Source organism: Streptomyces parvulus (assembly GCF_014648855.1).
GTDB lineage: Bacteria > Actinomycetota > Actinomycetes > Streptomycetales > Streptomycetaceae > Streptomyces > Streptomyces parvulus.
The window spans coordinates 164,682-181,057 of the sequence record NZ_BMRX01000011.1 but is presented as its reverse complement, the minus strand read 5'-3'; the positions used below and the strand labels follow the sequence as shown (position 1 = coordinate 181,057).

Here is a 16,376-nt window from a genome sequence, read left to right as displayed (position 1 = left end):
ATGAAGCGCTCCTGTCCTGGTGAGGCGAAGTTGCGGGCGGTGCGGGGGAGTCGGGCGGCGGGGCCGCGTCGAGTCGCGCGGCCGGCCGAACCGGACGGAGGGTCCGGCCGGCCCCGGGGTGTCGGGGACGATCGCGGGGCCGGGCGGCAGCGGGGTGGCACCGAGCGGCCGGGCATCCCTCGGGCAGGCTATCGTAATGACAATCATTTCCGTTAGAGTCCCTGTCGGCCCCGCCGGGGCTCCCGGCACGGCCCCCGGACGGACACGTCCCCACCCCTGCCCACATCCCCCTTTCCCGCGAGCCCGAGGAGCCCACGTGGACCTGACCGCCACCGGACCCGCCCTCCTGGACCACCTGCCCCCGCCCCTGCCCGGCGAGCGGATCATCGCGCTCAACCAGCCCAGGGGCGACCTGCACACGACCCGGTCCTACGAGTGGAACGGCTGGGCCTTCGACGTCCCGCCCGGTGTCTTCATACCTGGCTGGACCAGCCGCCTGATCCACGAACGGCTGCTCGACGGACGGATCGAGACCCGCGGCCGCCGCTACGCCGCCATGGGCGCCGGGCTCGGCGTCGAGACGATCGCCGCCGCCGTCCGCGGGGCCCGGGAGGTCCACGCGATCGACGTGCACCCGGAGAGCGTCGCCGCCGCAACCCGCCACTACGCGCGCATCGTCGGCGAACGCCCGGGCACCGCCTTCCTGCCCGTGACCGGCGACCTCTTCGGCCACCTGCCCGGCGGCCCGCGGCTGGACGTCGTCACGTTCAACCCGTCCGCCGTCAGCCGGACCGTCAGCGACGACCCCGACGTCGTGCGCAACGTCTGCGTGGGCGCGCCGCTGCTCGCCGCCTTCTTCGCGCAGATCGCGGAGAAGGACCTGCTCGCCCCGGGCGGCGAGATCTTCGTCATCGTCTCCAACACCGCGGATCTGCGCGGCATCGTCCAGCACGCCCTGGACGGCGGATTCCACCCGGAGATCGCCCACTTCCACGACTGGGGGGACGGCGTACTGACCTTCCTGTTCCGCATCACCCGCGACGTTCCCGGCACCGGAGGCCAGGCGTGAAGAACACCGAGGACCTCCTGGCCGCCGTCCTGGCGGGCGGGTTCGGCCCGCGACCGGACGGGCTCGTGGCCACCAGCGTGTTCTGGATCCACCACGGCACCCGGCTGTCCGGCGGCGACACCACGTACCTCAACCAGTACGTCCTCGTCCGCGTCGGCGGCTCCTTCGGCGGATGCGCCTTCGAGGCCGGCGAGGTCGACCCCGCTCTGTGCCGCGACGCCTCCGGCTCGCCCCTCGGCTCCCTGCTGCGCGAGGCGCCGCGCCCGCTGCGGATCGCCGCGCTCGACGCCTACCTCTCCGAGACCGCCCCGCACCGCGAGGCGGCCGGGGCCGAACCGGTCGTGCTGCCCGCCGGGACGCCCGAGGTGCGGGCGCGGGCCCGGGACGCGGCGATCGCCGGACTGCTGGACACCGGGCCTGGGGCGCGCGTCGGGCTGATCGGCGTCGTCAACCCGCTCGTCGCCGCCATCCGCGAGCGCGGCGGCACCCCGCTGCTCTGCGACTTCAACCTCCGCACCACGCAGTGGGGCGACCCGGTCACCGACGACATGCACGAGGTCCTGGACACCGCCGAGGCCGTCGTCGCCACCGGCATGACCCTGAGCAACGGCACCTTCGACACCGTCCTGGCGCGCTGCCGTGAACGAGGCGTTCCGCTGGTGGTCTACGCGCAGACCGGCAGCGCCGTGGCCCGCGCGTTCCTCGGCGCGGGGGTGACCGCCCTGTCCGCGGAGCCGTTCCCCTTCTCCCAGTTCAGCGCGGAGCCCACGACCCTGTACCGCTACCGGGCGGCGGGCGGCGCATGACGGCGACCACCCCGCGGGCCCGCGACGCCCGGCCGCGCGAAGCCGCCGGCACCGGACACGCGGCCGGCCACCACGGCGAGATCCTCCAGGGGGTCTTCCGGGACGGACGGGGCCGCCCCTGCCAGGCGTTGGTCACCCTGCCGGTGAACGGGCCGGGCAGCACCGCCCACTTCACGCGCCGCCCCGGCACCCCGCCCGACGAGGTGGACGTGACGCCCGCCGGGCGGACCAAGGCGCGCGCGGCGGCCGTCCTCGCGCTGCGGGAGTGCGCCTCGCTGTCGGCGGCGGAGCCCTGCGGCGGAGTGCTGGCGCTGACCGGGGACCTCCCCGTGGGTCTCGGCATGGGCTCCTCCACGAGTGACGTCATCGCCACCGTCCGCGCGGTGGCCGACGCGTGGGGCGTCCGGCTGCCGCCCCGGACGGTCGCCCGGCTGGCGGTGCGGGCCGAGGGGGCGAGCGATCCGCTGATGCTCGGGCCGGGCCCGCTGCTCTTCGCGCACCGCGAGGGCCGCACCCTGGAGGCCCTCGGCCCGGCCCTGCCGCCCGCCGTCGTGCTGGGCTGCGTCCTCGGCGGCGGCGCCCCCGTGGACACCCTCGCCCTTCCCGCCCCGGCGTACGACGCCCGCGACCTCGACGCCTACGAGCACCTGCGCCGGATGCTGCGCCGGGCCGTGGCCGACGGCGACCCCGCCCTGCTGGGGAGGGTCGGCACCGCCAGCGCCCGGCTCGGCCAACGACGGCTCGCACACGCCGAGTTCCCGGTCCTCACCCGCGTCGCGGACCGGTGCGGCGCCGTCGGCGTGCAGGTCGCCCACAGCGGCAACGTGGCCGGTGTCCTCTTCGACCCCCGTGACCCCGGCCTCGACGCCCGCCTGCACCGCTGCGCGCGGGCGCTGGAGCGCGAAGGGGTCACGCCCACCCGCGTCTTCACCACCCGACCGGGCCCCACCATCCACCCCCCGACCCCGAGCGAGGACCCCTCCCGTGGACGCGCACATCTCGGAAGCCATCGGCCGGCCGGACCTGATACGTCTCGACGACGGACTCGTCTGCCTGCGGTTTGAGACGATGAAGGCGGTCTCCGCCCTGGCCGCCGTACGCCACCTGCTCGACACCGGTGCGGTGCGGCGCGGGGACACCCTCGTCGACAGCTCCAGCGGGATCTACGCCTACGCGCTCGCCCTCGCCTGCCACCGCTACGGCATGCGCTGTCACATCGTCGGCTCCACCACCGTCGACCACACCCTGCGCACCCAACTCGCCGTGCTGGGCGCGCGGCTGGAGCAGATGGAGCCCAGCGCGAACCTGAAGCTCGACCAGAGCCGCCGGGTGGCGCGGGTCCGGGAGATCCTGCGGGACCACCCCGAGTACCACTGGATGCGCCAGTACCACGACGACATCCACTACCTGGGCTACGAGGCGGTCGCCGAGAGGATCCATGCCGAGACGGGCACGGGGGCGCTGACCCTCGTGGGCGGCGTGGGGTCTGGGGCGTCCACCGGCGCCCTCGCCCAGTACCTGCGCAAGCGCGTCGCCGGCGTGCGGCTGGTCGGTGTCCAGCCCTACGGGAGCGTCACCTTCGGCAGCGACCACGTCCTGGACCCGGAGATCATCATCGCCGGCATCGGCAGCTCCATCCCGTTCGGCAACGTGCGCCACGACCTGTACGACACCGTCCACTGGCTCGCCTTCGACGCCGCCCGCGCGGGAAGCGTCGACCTGCTGCACCGGCACGCCGTCTTCGCCGGCCTGTCCACCGGCGCCGCGTATCTGGCCGCCCGCTGGGAACACCGTGCCGAGCCCGGGCGGACGACGGTGTTCATCGCCGCCGACACCGGGCACCGCTACGTCGACACGGTCTTCGCCCGCCCCGACGAGGCGCCCTCCGTGGAGGAGTTGACGCCCCGCCCGGTGACCTCCCCGGACGACCTCGCCATGCCCTGGTCCCGCATGGAGTGGAACGGCTCCCCGGCCCCGCGCAACGCCGTGGCCGGGGGTGGTCCGGCGTAACCGGACGCGCGCACCCCGCCGCCCCCCGTACGACGTGGATCGTCGTTTCTCGTAGTGGAAACGCTACGTTGCGTTTGTGGGGTGCGCAACCAGCATGTTGCGATGGATTGGAGAAAGGCTACTTGAAATAGACTAAAGCGTTGCAATGAATGTATAGGCGATGCGGCGTCATCTCACGGCGCGTTGCAATGGAAAGGTGGCGAACGCTACACTCCCCACGCGCCGTTGCACCGATCGCGAGGGAGGCCCCGATGCCGGGCGGCAGACTCACCCAGCAGGAACGTCAGCAGATCGCGCTGGGCCTGGCCGACGGTCTCGCCTACGCGGAGATCGCCAGGCGCCTGGACCGCCCCACCTCCACCGTCACCCGCGAGGTCATGCGCAACGGGGGCCCCACCGCCTACCGCGCCGACCTGGCCCACCGCGCCACCGAACGCCGGGCCCACCGCCGCAGGCAGACCGCGCCCCGCACGGTCGAGGCACCGGCGGTGGCCGACGGGCGGGACGCCGAGGCCGTGCGGGAGTTCGAGGAGGTCTTCACCACCGTCCTCATGCAGTCGGGGCTGGCCAAGATGATGTCCCGCGTGCTGGCCTGCCTCACCACCACCGACTCGGGCAGTCTCACCGCCGCCGAACTCGTCGAGCGCCTCCAGGTCAGCCCCGCCGCCGTGTCCAAGGCCGTGGCCTTCCTGGAGAGTCAGGGCCTCGTGCGCCGGGAGCGCGACGACCGCCGCCGCGAGCGGTACGTCGTCGACGACGACATCTGGTACCAGTCGATGATGGCCAGCGCCCGCGGCACCCTCCAGATCGTCGAGACCGCGCGCCAGGGAGTCGGCGTCCTCGGCTCCGCCACTCCCGCCGGGGTCCGCCTCGAGAACGTCGCCCGGTTCCTAGACTTCGTCTCCGAGAGCATCGCCCGCGCCGCCGAGCAGGCCCGCGAGATCCTCTACGTCAAGGCCGAGCCGCCCGCCGCCGAGGGCACCGAAGCGACCGGGGAGCGCTGACCGTCGGCGGCCACGCCGTCACCTCCGCCCACGTGCCAGAATGGAATCTCCGTCACCCCCTCCGACCCACAGCCCCCGAGGTTGCCGTGACCAAGCCCGTCGCCCGTGAGCCGCAGCGGCGCAACGCGCGGTCCAACCGGGCGCGCATCCTGGCCACCGCCCGCCGGGAGCTGGGGCGGAACCCGGACACCACCCTGGAGGAGCTGGCCCGGGCCGCCGGAGTCGTACGGCGCACCCTCTTCGGCCACTTCCCGGGACGCGCGGCGCTCCTGGAGGCCCTCGCCGAGGAGGCGTCCGAGGTGCTGCGCGGCGCGATGGCCGCCGGGGCGGACCGGGTCGGGCCCGACGAGCCCGCCGACCGGGCGCTCGCGCACTTCGTGCTGCTGATGTGGCCCGTGGGCGACCGCTACCGGATGCTCCTCGCACTCGCCCGGCACGACCTCGGTGTGGAGCGCGTCGCGGAGATCCTCGCCCCGGCCCGCGCCGAGGTCACCGCCATCCTCGAACGCGGCGGGCGGGACGGCGTGTTCCCCGCGCACCTGCCGCCCGCGGTGCTGAGCGCGGGCCTGGAGGCGATGATCGTGGCCCTTCTCGAACAGGTCAACACCGGTGCCCTGCGGGACGACGGCACCCGCGCCGCCGTCGCCACGCTGATCGCGGCCGGCGTACCCCAGCGGCGGGCCCGGACGGTGGTCGCCGAGGCCGGGCCGGCCGCCGTGCCCGCGGAGTCCGTCCCCGGCGAGTAGGGCGCCGCCTCCCCGGAGTCCGTTCCGGCGGCCGGTTCGCGGGGCCGCCACTCCTCTCGGCTCCCGCGCCGTGACACCTCACCCGACGACTTCCTCCGCACCCCCGACTCCCACTCCGGCCGCCACCAGCGCCGCCACCGCCGCGCCCCGGCCGTCGTCCTCCCAGGCTCCCGAGCGCGCGTGTCCCAGGAGAGTCAGGAGGTGTGCCTCCAGGGCGGCGCCCAGGACACCGGCCGGCACGGCGGTGTGGAAGGCTCCCGTCCGCTGCCCGCGGGCGACGATCGCGGCGACCGTGTCCCGGGCGGGGCCGAGCACGGCGTGCACCGGGTCCGGGTCGAGCCCCCGGCGGCGCGCGAGGGCGATGAGCGTGCCGTAGCGGTCGCCGACCGGCCAGAGGGTGCGGACGAAGCGGGCCAGCGCCCTCGCGGGGTCGTCGCCCGGAGCCGGTGCGCCGGGGCCGGACAGGGCGTGCCGCACCGCCTCCGCGGCCTCCTCCACCAGTCCCCTGACCAGCGCGTCACGGCCGGCGAAGTGGCCGTACACGGTGCGGCGCGCCACGCCGGCCGCCGCCGCGACCTCCGCGAGGCTGCAGTCGGGATCGCGGCCCAGCAGCCGTTCGGCCGCCCGCAGGATGCGGGCGCGGTTCGCCGTCGTCATACCGCCTCCGCTCGTCGTGCGCCTCCGGACCGGAGCGCCATATTTGCACGCCACTGTGCAACAAACTACTCTGACGTTGTCTGCACATCGATGGGCAATTAATCCGCCCGCGTTTCCACCCGCTTTCACGGGAGCCCTCATGCCCCTCCTGGCCACCACCCCCGTCGAGAAGATGAACGGGCCCTACCCACGGCGCTGGTGGGCCCTCCTCGTGCTGTGCCTGAGCCTGCTGATCGTCGTCATGGCCAACACGTCGCTGATCGTGGCGGCGCCCGACATGACCGCTGACCTGGGCCTGAGCAGCAGCGACCTCCAGTGGGTCATCGACGGCTACACCGTGCCGTACGCCGCGCTGATGCTGGTGCTCGGCGCGATCGGCGACAAGTACAGCCGCCGCGGTGCGCTGATCGCCGGTCTGGTGATCTTCGCGGGCGGTTCGGTGATGGGCAGCCTGGTCGAGGAGACGGGACTGGTCATCGCGGCCCGCGCGGTCATGGGCGTCGGCGCCGCCGTCGTCATGCCGGCGACGCTCTCCCTGCTGGTCGCGGTCTTCCCCAGGGGTGAGCGGGCCCGCGCCATCACGGCCTGGACCGCCACCTCCGGACTGGCCATCGCGGTCGGCCCGCTGGTCGCCGGCTGGCTCCTGGAGGACCACGCCTGGGGATCGACGTTCCTCGTCAACGTCCCCATCGCGGTGCTCGCCGTGGTCGGCGCGCTGGCCCTCGTACCACCGTCCCGGGCGGTCGGCATGGGCCGGATCGACTACGTCGGCGGACTGCTGTCCATCGTCTCCGTCGGCAGCCTGGTCTACGCGTCCATCGAGGGCCCGCACTTCGGCTGGGGCGCCGGCCCGGTCGCCGCCGCCGTCGTCGCGGCCGTCGGCCTGGTGGCCTTCGTCGCCTGGGAGCTGCGCCACCCGCACCCCATGCTGGACGTGCGCCGGTTCCTCCAGCGGCCGTTCAGCGGCTCGATGCTCGCCGTGCTGTTCTTCTTCTTCGGCACCTACGGCGCCATCTACTACGCCACGCAGTTCCTGCAGTTCGTGCTCGGCTTCGGCGCGCTGGAGACCGGCGTGCGCCTGCTGCCGCTGGCCGGCGCCGTGTTCGTCGGCGCCGCGGTGACCGGACGGCTCACCCCGCGGCTCGGCGTGAAGGCCATGGTCGGCTCCGGCATGGCGATCGGCACGGCCGGCGTCTTCCTGCTGGTCCTGATCGACCAGGGCTCCACCTACGCCGACTTCCTCGCCCCGATGCTGCTGCTCGGCCTGGCGATCGGCCTCAGCGTCTCCCCGGCGACGGACACCATCATGGGCACCTTCCCGGAGAGCGAACTGGGCGTCGGCGGCGGCGCCAACGACACCGCGCTGGAACTCGGCGGCTCGCTGGGCATCGCCGTCCTCGGCTCCCTGCTCGGCACCGCCTACCGCGACGAACTCGGCAGCCTGGTCGGCGACCGCCTCCCGGCCGCCGCGCTGGACACCGCCCAGGACTCCGTGGGCGGCGGGCTGGCGGTCGCCCAGCGGCTCGCCACCGACCCGGCCGCCGGGCCCGAGCAGGCCCAGGCGCTCACCGACGCGGTGGGCCGGGCCTTCGCCCACGGCGTCTCGACGACCAGCCTCGTCGGCGGCATCATCATGGCCGCCGGCACCCTGATCGTCCTCGCCGTGCTGCCCGGCCGGCGCCGGCACGCCGCCGGGGACGAGACCGCGCCGGCCGCCCCCGAGCCGGAGAGCGGCGACCCTGCGCGCTGACCACGCGCCGCCCGGGCCGGCACCCGCCTCAGTCGGCCAGGGCGGCCAGCTCCTCCGGAGTCCGCGGCCCCGCCGCGTCCCCCGCCAACAGGCCCCGCGCCCGCAGCAGTCCGGCCGCCGCCACGCCCCAGGGCAGCCGCAGCCCCGCCTGCCGCAGCAGGTCCGTGCGGGCCAGCGTGGCGGCCGTCGGGCCGGTGCGGACACCGTCCGGGGTGAGCAGCGCGGCGTCGTCCGACCAGCGCAGGGCGAGGTCCACGTCGTGGGTGGCCATCACCACCGTGGTGCCGCCCGCGCGGAGCCGGTCCAGCGTGGCGAGCAGCAGCTCCTGGCCGTCCGGGTCGAGCCCGGCGGTCGGCTCGTCCAGGATCAGCACCCGGGGCCGCATCGCGACCGCCCCGGCGATCGCGGTCCGCTTGCGCTGCCCGTACGACAGCAGATGCGTCGGCCGGTCGGCCAGCGATCCGATGTCCAGCGCGGTGAGCGCCTCGTCGACCCGGGACCGCACCTCCGCGTCCGGCAGGCCCAGATTCAGCGGCCCGAAGGACACGTCCTGGCCCACCGAGGCCGCGAAGAGCTGGTCGTCCGGGTCCTGCACCACCAGCTGCACCGTGGTCCGCAGCCGGGTCAGCCCCTTGCGGTCGTACGCCACCGGCTCACCGCCGAGCGCCAACGTCCCCGCGCGCGGCCGCAGTCCGCCGCTCAGCAGCCGCATCAGCGTGGTCTTGCCGCTGCCGTTGCGGCCCAGCAGCGCCAGCGCCCGCCCCTCGCGCACCGAGAAGTCCAGCCCCCTCAGCACGTCGGGGCCCTCCTCGTAGGCGAAGGCCACACCGCGCAGGGCGACCAGCGCGGCCCCGCTCCCACCCCCGCCGGGTGCCTCCTCCATCGCCCCGCTCACGACAACGGCCCTTCCAGTACGAGGGTGAGGGCCGCCAGCGCCGCGAGCAGCGCGCCGCTCACCGCCGTGAAGGCCACCGAGACGCGGGCCTCGGGCACCAGGACGCGCAGGGTGCCGTCGTAGCCGCGCCCGGCCAGCCCCGACTGGAGCCGCGCGGCCCGGTCGAAGGCCCGCACGAACGCCGTGGCGCCGAGACCGCCGAGCGAACGCCAGGTCGCGGCCCGCGTGGTGTGCCCCAGCCGGGCCGCCTGCGCCTCCCGGACCCGGCGCACCGAGTCCAGCAGCAGGAAACTCATCCGGTACGTCACCAGCGCCACGTCCACCACCGGCGCGGGCACCCCCGCCCGCACCAGCCGGGGCAGCAGGTCCGACATCGGCGTGGTGAACGCGAACAGCAGCACCCCGAGCGAGGCCGCCGAGGTCCGCAGCAGCAGCTCACCGGCGCGCGCCGGCCCGCCCTGCGCCACCGTCAGGAACCCGTCCGGGCCCCCGACCTGGACCAGCAGCGGCAGCGCGCCCGTCACACAGAACCCCAGCGGCACCCGGTACGCCCGCCACAGCCGGCGCCCGGGCACACCCGCCGGTCCGAGCAGCACCGCGAGCGCCGTCACCAGCACCAGCGCGGCGCCCGGCCACGGCGGCAGCGAGATCGCCAGCACGGTCAGGCCGAGACCGAGCACGGCCTTGTCCACGGGGTGGCGGCGGCGCCACCGACTGCTGTGCGCCGCCGCGTCGATCGGCAGCACTCAGTCGCCCCCGGGGGCGTCCCGCAGCGCGGCCGCCGTGCGCTCCTCACCCTGCCGCCGGCCCCGGCGCAGCCCGAAGTAGTACGCCAGCACGCCCGCGCCGAGCGCGGCCTGCACCGCGAACAGCGCCGACTCGATCTCCCCGGACGGCGGTTCGTACAGCGGCGAGAACCACGGCTCGTAGTCCGGCTCGATCTCCGTGATCGCCGTCTCCGCCTCCGCGTCCGCGCCGGCGAACGGCTCCTCCTTGTGGTCGCCGAGCCCCAGCACCAGCGGCAGCACCGCGAGCGCGGCCACGGCGAGCAGCAGCAGGGCGTTGATCTTCGCGTTGCGGCTCATCGGGCCACCGCCTCCGGCTCGTCGGACGTGGTCTTGCCGGACCGGGTCAGCAGGACGCCGAGCCGGGTCAGTTCGCCCTTGCTGGACTGCACCAGCAGCCGCATCACGATCACCGTGAGCAGGCCCTCGCTGACCGCGAGCGGGATCTGCGTGACCGCGAAGATGGACCCGAACTTGCCGAGCGCGCCCAGGAATCCGCTGCCCGGGTCGGGGAAGGCCAGCGCCAGCTGCACGCTGGTCACGCAGTACGTGGAGAGGTCGGCGACGAACGCGGCGAAGAACACGGCGACCATCAGCGGCACGTCGTAGCGGCGCAGCAGCCGGTAGACCGCGTATCCCGCCCAGGGGCCGGCGACGGCCATCGAGAAGACGTTGGCGCCGAGCGTGGTGAGCCCGCCGTGGGCGAGCAGCAGCGCCTGGAAGAGCAGGGTGATGGTGCCCAGCACCGCCATGATCGGCGGCCGGAACAGGATGGCTCCCAGGCCCGTGCCGGTCGGATGGGAGCAGCTCCCGGTGACCGAGGGCAGTTTGAGGGCCGACAGGACGAACGTGAAGGCACCGGAGGCGCCGAGGAGCAGCGTGCTCTCCGGGTGCTCCCTGACCTCACGGGTGAGTGACCGGACTCCGTGGACGACGAACGGCGCGGACGCGACACCCCAGGCGATCGCGTGCGCCGGTGGCAGAAAGCCCTCGGCTATGTGCATGGCTCAGCAGACCCTCTCCAGCACCTCGTGGATGGACGACGCGCCTTGGCCGGTCTCCTGGCTGACGGGTACCGCAGTCCGTGCAACGCCTTCCCGGGTCACGAGGACCCAGTGGCTGCCCGCGAGGGCCGGAGCCGGACTTCCCGATTCACAGTGGCGAGGGCCGCACCGGCATCACACCGGATTTCCCGTTCACCAAGGCGTGGCGACAGTAGTGCTCCCACGGGGGTGGTGACAAGCGGGCCCCGGCCGGCGGCAGTGCGCCCGAAACGCCCCGGGGCTGCGGAAACGCACCTCAGCCGGTCCGGTCGCGTTCCGTGCGCCGGATCACCATGGCGCGGGCCCGCGTGCTGAGCGCGGTCGCGGCGGCCGTGAGGAACACGAAGCTGTAGGCGATCTGGAGCAGCGTCACGATCCGCGCCGACTGCCCGCTCGGGGTGATGTCGCCGTACCCGACCGTGGCGAGCGTGACCACCGTGAAGTAGAGCGCGTCGACGCGGGTGCGCAGGCCGGTGAACTCGCCCGGCTCCTTGGCGAGGGCGTAGTACGTGGCCGAGAAGATGTGCACGGACAGCACGATCAGCAGCGGGAGGACCACACCCGGGTTGGTGTCGAGGCGTTCCGCCAGGACGTGGTGGATCTGCCGGAGCAGCAGCGCGGCCACGACGCCCAGCAGCACCCCGAACAGCACCCAGCTCAGCACGGGCCGCTCCGGGCCCAGCCGATCGAGCGGGAGCAGGAAGTAGGCGACCACCATGGCCACCGCGGCACAGGTCCACACGGTCCAGGACCGGACGGGGTGCCGGGCGTCGGCGGAGGGGGCGCGCGGGCGCCGGGTCACGCCGCGGCCCCGGTCGCCGGCCGTGGCGCGGTCTCCGGTTCCGTGCGCCGCACCAGCTGGGAGACGATGAAGGAGACCACCGACGCGGTGACGATCAGCGGCATCTGGTCGTACGCGTCCCCGCCCGTCAGCAGCACCGCCAGGACCGCGCTGGACAGCGGCAGCCCCGTCACCGCGGCCGCCGCGGCGGCGACGCCCAGCGCGAGCGCCGGGGTCACGCCGAAGCCGGGCAGCCCGGAACAGGCCATCGCCGTCGCCGTGCCCAGCAGCACCGACGGGAAGATCGGACCGCCGCGCAGACTGCCCAGCGCGATGCCCCAGGCCAGCCCCTTGCACGCGACCAGGGCGATCAGCGCGCCCACCGGCCAGGCGTGCGGGTCGGCCGCGAGCTGGGCCAGCGCGGCCTGCCCGGAGAGCGCCGCCTCGGCCGGGGAACGGCCGGTGATCAGCGCGTACGCGGCCACGCACACGCCGACCGCGGTGGCGCAGGCGACCGTGCGCACGGCCGTGTGGCGGCGCGTCCACGACACGGTCCGGTGCCCCAGCTCGCGGGCCAGCGTGATCAGCACGGCGATCAGGGCCGCCGTCGGCACGCCCCACAGGAAGTCGCCCGCGTCCGGGTTGGCGGCCGGCGGCAGGTCGGGCAGGGCGAGCGCGCCGATCTTCAGGCCGGTCCACTGGCCGAACCCGGTGAAGACCAGGGAGCCGGTGGCGCTGGCCAGCAGACAGGGCAGCAGCAGGACGACCATCTGCGCCCCGGCCAGTCCCGCGCCCTCGATGAGCAGCACGGCCGCGGCGACCGGACCGCCGAGGATGGTGGAGATGGCGGCCGTTGACCCCGCCGTCGCGAGGATCGCCCCCGCCCGCTGGTCGCCGCCCGCCCCGGCCCGCCGCACCGCCAGCAGCGCGAGTCCGCTGCCGACCGCCATGAGCGGGGCCTCGGGACCCAGCACCACACCGAGCGGCAGCGTCGCCAGCGCGGCCAGGACCGCGCCCGGCAGCGCCTTGGGCCCCACGGGCGGTCCGCCCAGGCCGTTCACCGGAAGATGCCCGCCGGCGCCCGGCATCCGCGTCACGATCGGCGCGAGGACCAGCCCGGCCAGCACCAGCGCGGGCAACGGCCACCACCAGGGCGGGGTGTCGTAACCCGCGGCCTCGGGCAGCGAGGTCCACACCCAGTGCTGCAACTGGTGCTGGAGGCCGACGAAGAAGAAGCAGGCCAGCGCGATCGGCACCCCCAGCAGTACGCACAGCAGCAACAGCCGCCGGTAGCCGGGGCTCAGCAGCATCTGCCGCAGCGACTGCTCGGCCCGGCCCGGGACGGCGTTCGCCGGCGCCGGCCGACTCGTCACGTGCCCTCCTTCGTCCGCTCCCGCGGGTGCCGCTCAGTTAACGCGAGGGGGCGCGCCGCCGCACGCGCACGCCGGAGCGCCGTTCACCCGTACGGCGGACCCGCGTGGCCGGGGGGCCCGGCGCCCCGCACGCTCGGAACCCCGGCGGCGCCATGCCGGTGCCGGCGGGCCGAGGCCCGTACGGGGGACCCGCAGAAAGGACCGCGCACATGAGCCAGCACGCCGAACCCACTCCCGGCCGCCCGTCCCACGGCGGCGACGGCACCTGGTCCCAGCGCCCCGCCGACCGGCCCGGCGGCTGGGCCGCGGGCGGCGTCGTCTTCGCCGGCGTACTGCTGCTCCTGAACGGAGCCCTCGCCGTCCTCCAGGGCATCGCGGCCATCGCCGAGGACGACGTGTACGCCCGCATCGGCACGTACGTCTACGAGATGAGCCTCACCGGCTGGGGCATCCTCCACGTCGTCCTGGGCGCCCTCGTCCTCGTCACCGGCTACGGCCTGCTCAAGGACATGGCCTGGGCACGGGTCGCGGGCATCGTCATCGCCTCGCTGAGCCTGATCGCGCAGTTCCTGTTCCTGCCGTACGCGCCCGTCTGGTCGGTGATCATGATGGCGATCGACGTGTTCGTCATCTGGGCCCTGGCCAGCCGTCAGGACGCCACCTCCCGGGTATGAGCCTCGCGTACCGTGTCGCAGTTGGGCCGAACGGGTGACTTGACGTAAGAATTGGCTGGTGCAGGCAATAACGGCGAGTGGAATGCGGGGGAGCCGGTGAACAGCCACGACGTCACCGATGAGCAGTGGGAGGGGCTCGCCCAGGTCGTTCCGTTGCGCGGACGCGACGCCTGGCCCTCGGCGGTCGGCCACCGGGCGATGCCCGAGGCGGCGACCGAGCGGCGCCGCCGCTTCGTGGTGCTGAGGGTCAACGTGTTCGCGGACGCGCGCGAGGTCGCCGAGACCCTGATGGCGGGCATCCCCGTCCTGCTGGACCTGACCGGCGCGGAGGGCGATGTCGCCAAGCGCGTCCTCGACTTCAGCACCGGCGTCGTCTTCGGCCTGGCCAGCGGCATGCACCGGGTCGACCGCAACGTCTTCCTGCTGAGCCCGGCGGGCACCGAGGTCAACGGGCTGATGGAGGACGCCGTCGGGGCCCCCGGGGTGTGACGGCGCCGCCCGGCCCTGACGGCGGCGTCCCCCGATCGTAGGAACGCACTCCGGGCAAAACGGTTCGCCCTGCGGCGGAGTCCTACGGTCCGCATATGGCAGCGTCACCCGCGTCGACGGCGTCCGTCGCACCGCCCACCGGCCGGCCCCGCGTCACGGAGCTGCGGCTGTCCGCCTTCGCGGGGCACCGGCGCACGGTGCTGCGGCTCGGGCCGCTCACCCTGCTCGCCGGCCCCAGCGGCTGCGGGAAGACCAGCGCGCTGCGCGCCTACGACGCCCTGGCCCGGCTCGGCGGCGGCGCGGAACTCGGCGCCGTGTTTCCCGACGCCCCGGCCTGCGTGCCCGAACGCGCCCGTCCCGACGCCCAGCGGCGCCGGGGCTTCCGCATCGGCTGCACGGCCGACGGCGCCGAGGGCCCGGTGCACCTGGACGTCGCCGTGCAGGTGGAGCCCGAACTGCGCGTCGTGGGGGAGCGGCTGTCGGCGGACGACGTCGTGCTGCTGGAGACGGCCCTGCGCGACCCCGGCCGGCGTGCCGTGCAGGCCGCCTGGCACACGGCCGGTTCGGCGCCGGTGACGCGCGCCCCGCTGCCGGACGACCGGCTCGGCACCCCGCTGCTGCCGCTGCGGGTGGCCGGCAAGACGGACGGGCAGCGCAGGGTGCTGGCGGCGGCCGAGCAGATGGTGGTCGCCCTGCGCTCCGTCTTCGCCTGCGATCCCCGGCCCGGCCGGATGCGCGAGCCCGTGCCGACCGGCTCCGGGCGCCTGCTCGGCGGCTGCGACAACCTCGCCGACGTGCTGTGGCGCACCCGCACCGAGTGCGCGCGGCGGCACGCCCAGTTCGTCGCGGCGGTGCGCACCGGCTGCGCGGGGCCCGTCGCGGACGTGCTGGCCGAGCCCGTCGTCGGCGGCGTGGTCCGCGCCCTCCTCGACCGGGGCGACGGCGTCCGCACCGGCCTGGGCCGGCTCGGCTACGGCGAACTGCGCTACCTCGCCCTCGCCCTTGTGCTGTTCACCGGGCCCGGGGTGCTGGAGGTCGACCCGGCCGGCGAGGTGCCAGCCGCCCTCCAGACCCTCACCGTCCTCGCCGACGGCTTCGACCGCGGCCTGGACGTGCGCCAGCGCGCCGAACTCCTGCGGCTGGCGGCGCGGATGTGCGACCGCGGGCACATCCGCCTCGTCGGAGCGGTCGCCGATGCCTCGTGGACGGCGGGGACCGATGGCGTCACGGTGGTACACCTGGACCCGTGACCGATCACCCCCAGGACCTCGCCGTACTGCAGCGCAGGCTCGCCGAGTTCGCCGCCGCGCGGCACTGGCAGCCGTACCACACCCCCAAGAACCTCGTCGCGGCGCTCAGCGTCGAGGCCGGCGAACTCGTCGAGATCTTCCAGTGGCTGACCCCCGAGCAGTCGGCCGCCGTCATGGCCGACCCGGACACCGCGCACCGCGTCCGGGACGAGGTCGCCGACGTCCTGGCGTACCTGCTCCAGTTCTGCGAGGTGCTGGACGTCGACCCGCTGGCCGCGCTCGCGGCGAAGATCGAGCGGAACGAGTCGAGGTTCCCCGCCCCGGAAGCGCGGGACGACTGACCGCGGGACCCCCGAGTGCGGAGGAGTCGACCACTCCGTTATCACTCTCCGAAGTCAAAATCCGGCCAGTTATCCAGATGTTGTCCGAAGATTTCCGCCTTCCTCTGGCTTTTCGCCCCACACGCCTTCACTCTGGGTAGTGAACAACGGAGTTCGGGCGGACGCGCCGCGCGCGCGTCGGAAACAGACGGGGGCAGCGCATGGACGCTGTGCGGCTCATCGTGACCAGTGGGCGTGCCCTGGCGGCCGGCGGCGAGGTGCCGGACGTACTGACCGAGGTCTGGCAGGTGCAGGCCCTGGCCCAGGCGATCGGCAGCCGCCTCGCCGTCCACGGCCCACCGGAACTGCGCGGCGAGGCCATCGGCCTGACCGAACTGGCGGGCCGCGGCTGCGGGGTGCTGCACACCCCGGACCTGGGCCCGGGCGAGCTGCGCGCCGCCCAGCTCACCGAGCTGGGCGACGCCCGCCAGACCCTGATGCGCCTCGGCACCCTGCTCGGCGAGACCGGCATAGCCCTCGTGGGCATAGCCTGCGCCGCCGACGACGAGGCCACCTACTGGAGTTGCGTGGAAGCGATCGACGCGGCGGACGAATCCCGCGACCGGGTCCTGGAGATGCTCCGCAAACTCACCGACCGCGACGCCGGGTTGCCCGCGCGGGAGGCCGGCTAGCACCGGGAGAGCCTGACCCCCGCACCCCGGCC

At 74.6% G+C, this 16,376-nt stretch carries 19 protein-coding genes and 1 riboswitch; of the genes, 12 read left to right on the top strand and 7 right to left on the bottom strand.

Going from position 1 to position 16,376, the window contains the following annotated elements; all coding sequences use genetic code 11:
* Nucleotides 1-316: 316 nt before the first annotated feature.
* From IE108_RS23030 to IE108_RS23005, 6 genes are all read left to right on the top strand, one after another.
* Complete coding sequence (locus tag IE108_RS23030; RefSeq protein WP_107420303.1) at nucleotides 317-1,069, top strand: class I SAM-dependent methyltransferase; 753 nt, start codon at nucleotides 317-319, stop codon at nucleotides 1,067-1,069.
* A complete protein-coding gene (locus tag IE108_RS23025) occupies nucleotides 1,066-1,875 on the top strand; it encodes a Rossmann-like domain-containing protein (protein ID WP_064730262.1) in 810 nt (269 codons plus the stop codon). Before IE108_RS23030 ends, IE108_RS23025 begins: the two co-directional genes overlap by 4 nt.
* Complete coding sequence (locus tag IE108_RS23020) at nucleotides 1,872-2,939, top strand: GHMP family kinase ATP-binding protein (protein ID WP_064730263.1); 1,068 nt, start codon at nucleotides 1,872-1,874, stop codon at nucleotides 2,937-2,939. The genes IE108_RS23025 and IE108_RS23020 overlap by 4 nt, the downstream gene beginning before the upstream one ends.
* A complete protein-coding gene (locus IE108_RS23015) occupies nucleotides 2,860-3,885 on the top strand; it encodes a pyridoxal-phosphate dependent enzyme (protein WP_064730264.1) in 1,026 nt (341 codons plus the stop codon). Before IE108_RS23020 ends, IE108_RS23015 begins: the two co-directional genes overlap by 80 nt.
* Before the next feature lie 251 nt (nucleotides 3,886-4,136).
* A complete protein-coding gene (locus tag IE108_RS23010) occupies nucleotides 4,137-4,889 on the top strand; it encodes a GbsR/MarR family transcriptional regulator (RefSeq protein WP_064730265.1) in 753 nt (250 codons plus the stop codon).
* Between the two features lie 86 nt (nucleotides 4,890-4,975).
* Nucleotides 4,976-5,635, top strand: coding sequence for a TetR/AcrR family transcriptional regulator (locus IE108_RS23005; protein WP_064730266.1), 660 nt, complete (start codon nucleotides 4,976-4,978; stop codon nucleotides 5,633-5,635).
* Nucleotides 5,636-5,713: 78 nt separating this feature from the next.
* On the opposite strand, the gene IE108_RS23000 is transcribed toward IE108_RS23005, so the two are convergent.
* Nucleotides 5,714-6,292, bottom strand: a complete 579-nt coding sequence (locus IE108_RS23000; RefSeq protein WP_064730267.1) for a TetR/AcrR family transcriptional regulator — start codon at nucleotides 6,290-6,292, stop codon at nucleotides 5,714-5,716.
* A 139-nt stretch (nucleotides 6,293-6,431) separates the two neighbouring features.
* Here IE108_RS23000 and IE108_RS22995 point away from each other — a divergent pair, with 139 nt between their 5' ends.
* The gene (locus IE108_RS22995; RefSeq protein ID WP_064730268.1) at nucleotides 6,432-8,042 is read left to right on the top strand and encodes an MFS transporter; all 1,611 of its coding nucleotides are present in this window, start codon (nucleotides 6,432-6,434) and stop codon (nucleotides 8,040-8,042) included.
* Between the two features lie 28 nt (nucleotides 8,043-8,070).
* Here IE108_RS22995 and IE108_RS22990 read toward each other — a convergent pair whose 3' ends face one another.
* From IE108_RS22990 to IE108_RS22965, 6 genes are all read right to left on the bottom strand, one after another.
* Entirely contained in the window at nucleotides 8,071-8,925 is an 855-nt protein-coding gene (locus IE108_RS22990) for an ATP-binding cassette domain-containing protein (protein WP_064730269.1), read from the bottom strand.
* A gap of 8 nt (nucleotides 8,926-8,933) precedes the next feature.
* A complete protein-coding gene (gene cbiQ, locus IE108_RS22985) occupies nucleotides 8,934-9,683 on the bottom strand; it encodes a cobalt ECF transporter T component CbiQ (RefSeq protein WP_064730270.1) in 750 nt (249 codons plus the stop codon).
* Nucleotides 9,684-10,022: an energy-coupling factor ABC transporter substrate-binding protein gene (locus tag IE108_RS22980; protein ID WP_064730271.1), complete on the bottom strand. Its 339-nt coding sequence runs from the start codon at nucleotides 10,020-10,022 to the stop codon at nucleotides 9,684-9,686.
* A complete protein-coding gene (locus IE108_RS22975) occupies nucleotides 10,019-10,726 on the bottom strand; it encodes an energy-coupling factor ABC transporter permease (RefSeq protein WP_064730272.1) in 708 nt (235 codons plus the stop codon). The genes IE108_RS22980 and IE108_RS22975 overlap by 4 nt, the downstream gene beginning before the upstream one ends.
* 30 nt (nucleotides 10,727-10,756) lie before the next feature.
* Nucleotides 10,757-10,941, bottom strand: a riboswitch (cobalamin riboswitch).
* 80 nt (nucleotides 10,942-11,021) lie between these two features.
* The gene (locus IE108_RS22970; protein WP_064732006.1) at nucleotides 11,022-11,483 is read right to left on the bottom strand and encodes a potassium channel family protein; all 462 of its coding nucleotides are present in this window, start codon (nucleotides 11,481-11,483) and stop codon (nucleotides 11,022-11,024) included.
* Between the two features lie 80 nt (nucleotides 11,484-11,563).
* Entirely contained in the window at nucleotides 11,564-12,856 is a 1,293-nt protein-coding gene (locus IE108_RS22965) for a chloride channel protein (protein ID WP_064732005.1), read from the bottom strand.
* A gap of 272 nt (nucleotides 12,857-13,128) precedes the next feature.
* Between IE108_RS22965 and IE108_RS22960 the strand changes: the two genes are divergently transcribed.
* The 5 genes from IE108_RS22960 to IE108_RS22940 all read left to right on the top strand — a co-directional run bounded on the left by IE108_RS22960 (nucleotide 13,129) and on the right by IE108_RS22940 (nucleotide 16,344).
* Nucleotides 13,129-13,593, top strand: coding sequence for a DUF7144 family membrane protein (locus IE108_RS22960; RefSeq protein ID WP_064730273.1), 465 nt, complete (start codon nucleotides 13,129-13,131; stop codon nucleotides 13,591-13,593).
* A 96-nt stretch (nucleotides 13,594-13,689) separates the two neighbouring features.
* Nucleotides 13,690-14,082, top strand: coding sequence for a cell division protein SepF (locus IE108_RS22955; RefSeq protein ID WP_064730274.1), 393 nt, complete (start codon nucleotides 13,690-13,692; stop codon nucleotides 14,080-14,082).
* Between the two features lie 95 nt (nucleotides 14,083-14,177).
* The gene (locus IE108_RS22950) at nucleotides 14,178-15,332 is read left to right on the top strand and encodes an AAA family ATPase (protein WP_064730275.1); all 1,155 of its coding nucleotides are present in this window, start codon (nucleotides 14,178-14,180) and stop codon (nucleotides 15,330-15,332) included.
* Nucleotides 15,329-15,673 (top strand): nucleotide pyrophosphohydrolase, encoded by a 345-nt coding sequence (locus tag IE108_RS22945; protein ID WP_064730276.1) that lies wholly within the window; start codon nucleotides 15,329-15,331, stop codon nucleotides 15,671-15,673. Before IE108_RS22950 ends, IE108_RS22945 begins: the two co-directional genes overlap by 4 nt.
* Nucleotides 15,674-15,873: 200 nt before the next feature.
* Nucleotides 15,874-16,344 carry a DUF6099 family protein gene (locus IE108_RS22940; protein WP_064730277.1) on the top strand — a complete coding sequence of 157 codons (471 nt, stop codon included), beginning with the start codon at nucleotides 15,874-15,876 and terminating at the stop codon, nucleotides 16,342-16,344.
* The last annotated feature ends 32 nt before the right edge of the window (nucleotides 16,345-16,376 follow it).

Coding starts and splice junctions, on each gene's coding strand:
- IE108_RS23010 (WP_064730265.1), top strand. CDS start 4,137: ATGCCGGGCGGCAGACTCACCCAGCAGGAACGTCAGCAGATCGCGCTG.
- IE108_RS22980 (WP_064730271.1), bottom strand. CDS start 10,022: ATGAGCCGCAACGCGAAGATCAACGCCCTGCTGCTGCTCGCCGTGGCC.
- IE108_RS22995 (WP_064730268.1), top strand. CDS start 6,432: ATGCCCCTCCTGGCCACCACCCCCGTCGAGAAGATGAACGGGCCCTAC.
- IE108_RS22990 (WP_064730269.1), bottom strand. CDS start 8,925: ATGGAGGAGGCACCCGGCGGGGGTGGGAGCGGGGCCGCGCTGGTCGCC.
- IE108_RS22965 (WP_064732005.1), bottom strand. CDS start 12,856: ATGCTGCTGAGCCCCGGCTACCGGCGGCTGTTGCTGCTGTGCGTACTG.
- IE108_RS23000 (WP_064730267.1), bottom strand. CDS start 6,292: ATGACGACGGCGAACCGCGCCCGCATCCTGCGGGCGGCCGAACGGCTG.
- IE108_RS22975 (WP_064730272.1), bottom strand. CDS start 10,726: ATGCACATAGCCGAGGGCTTTCTGCCACCGGCGCACGCGATCGCCTGG.
- IE108_RS22970 (WP_064732006.1), bottom strand. CDS start 11,483: ATGGTGGTCGCCTACTTCCTGCTCCCGCTCGATCGGCTGGGCCCGGAG.
- IE108_RS22960 (WP_064730273.1), top strand. CDS start 13,129: ATGAGCCAGCACGCCGAACCCACTCCCGGCCGCCCGTCCCACGGCGGC.
- IE108_RS22940 (WP_064730277.1), top strand. CDS start 15,874: ATGGACGCTGTGCGGCTCATCGTGACCAGTGGGCGTGCCCTGGCGGCC.
- IE108_RS23020 (WP_064730263.1), top strand. CDS start 1,872: ATGACGGCGACCACCCCGCGGGCCCGCGACGCCCGGCCGCGCGAAGCC.
- IE108_RS22950 (WP_064730275.1), top strand. CDS start 14,178: ATGGCAGCGTCACCCGCGTCGACGGCGTCCGTCGCACCGCCCACCGGC.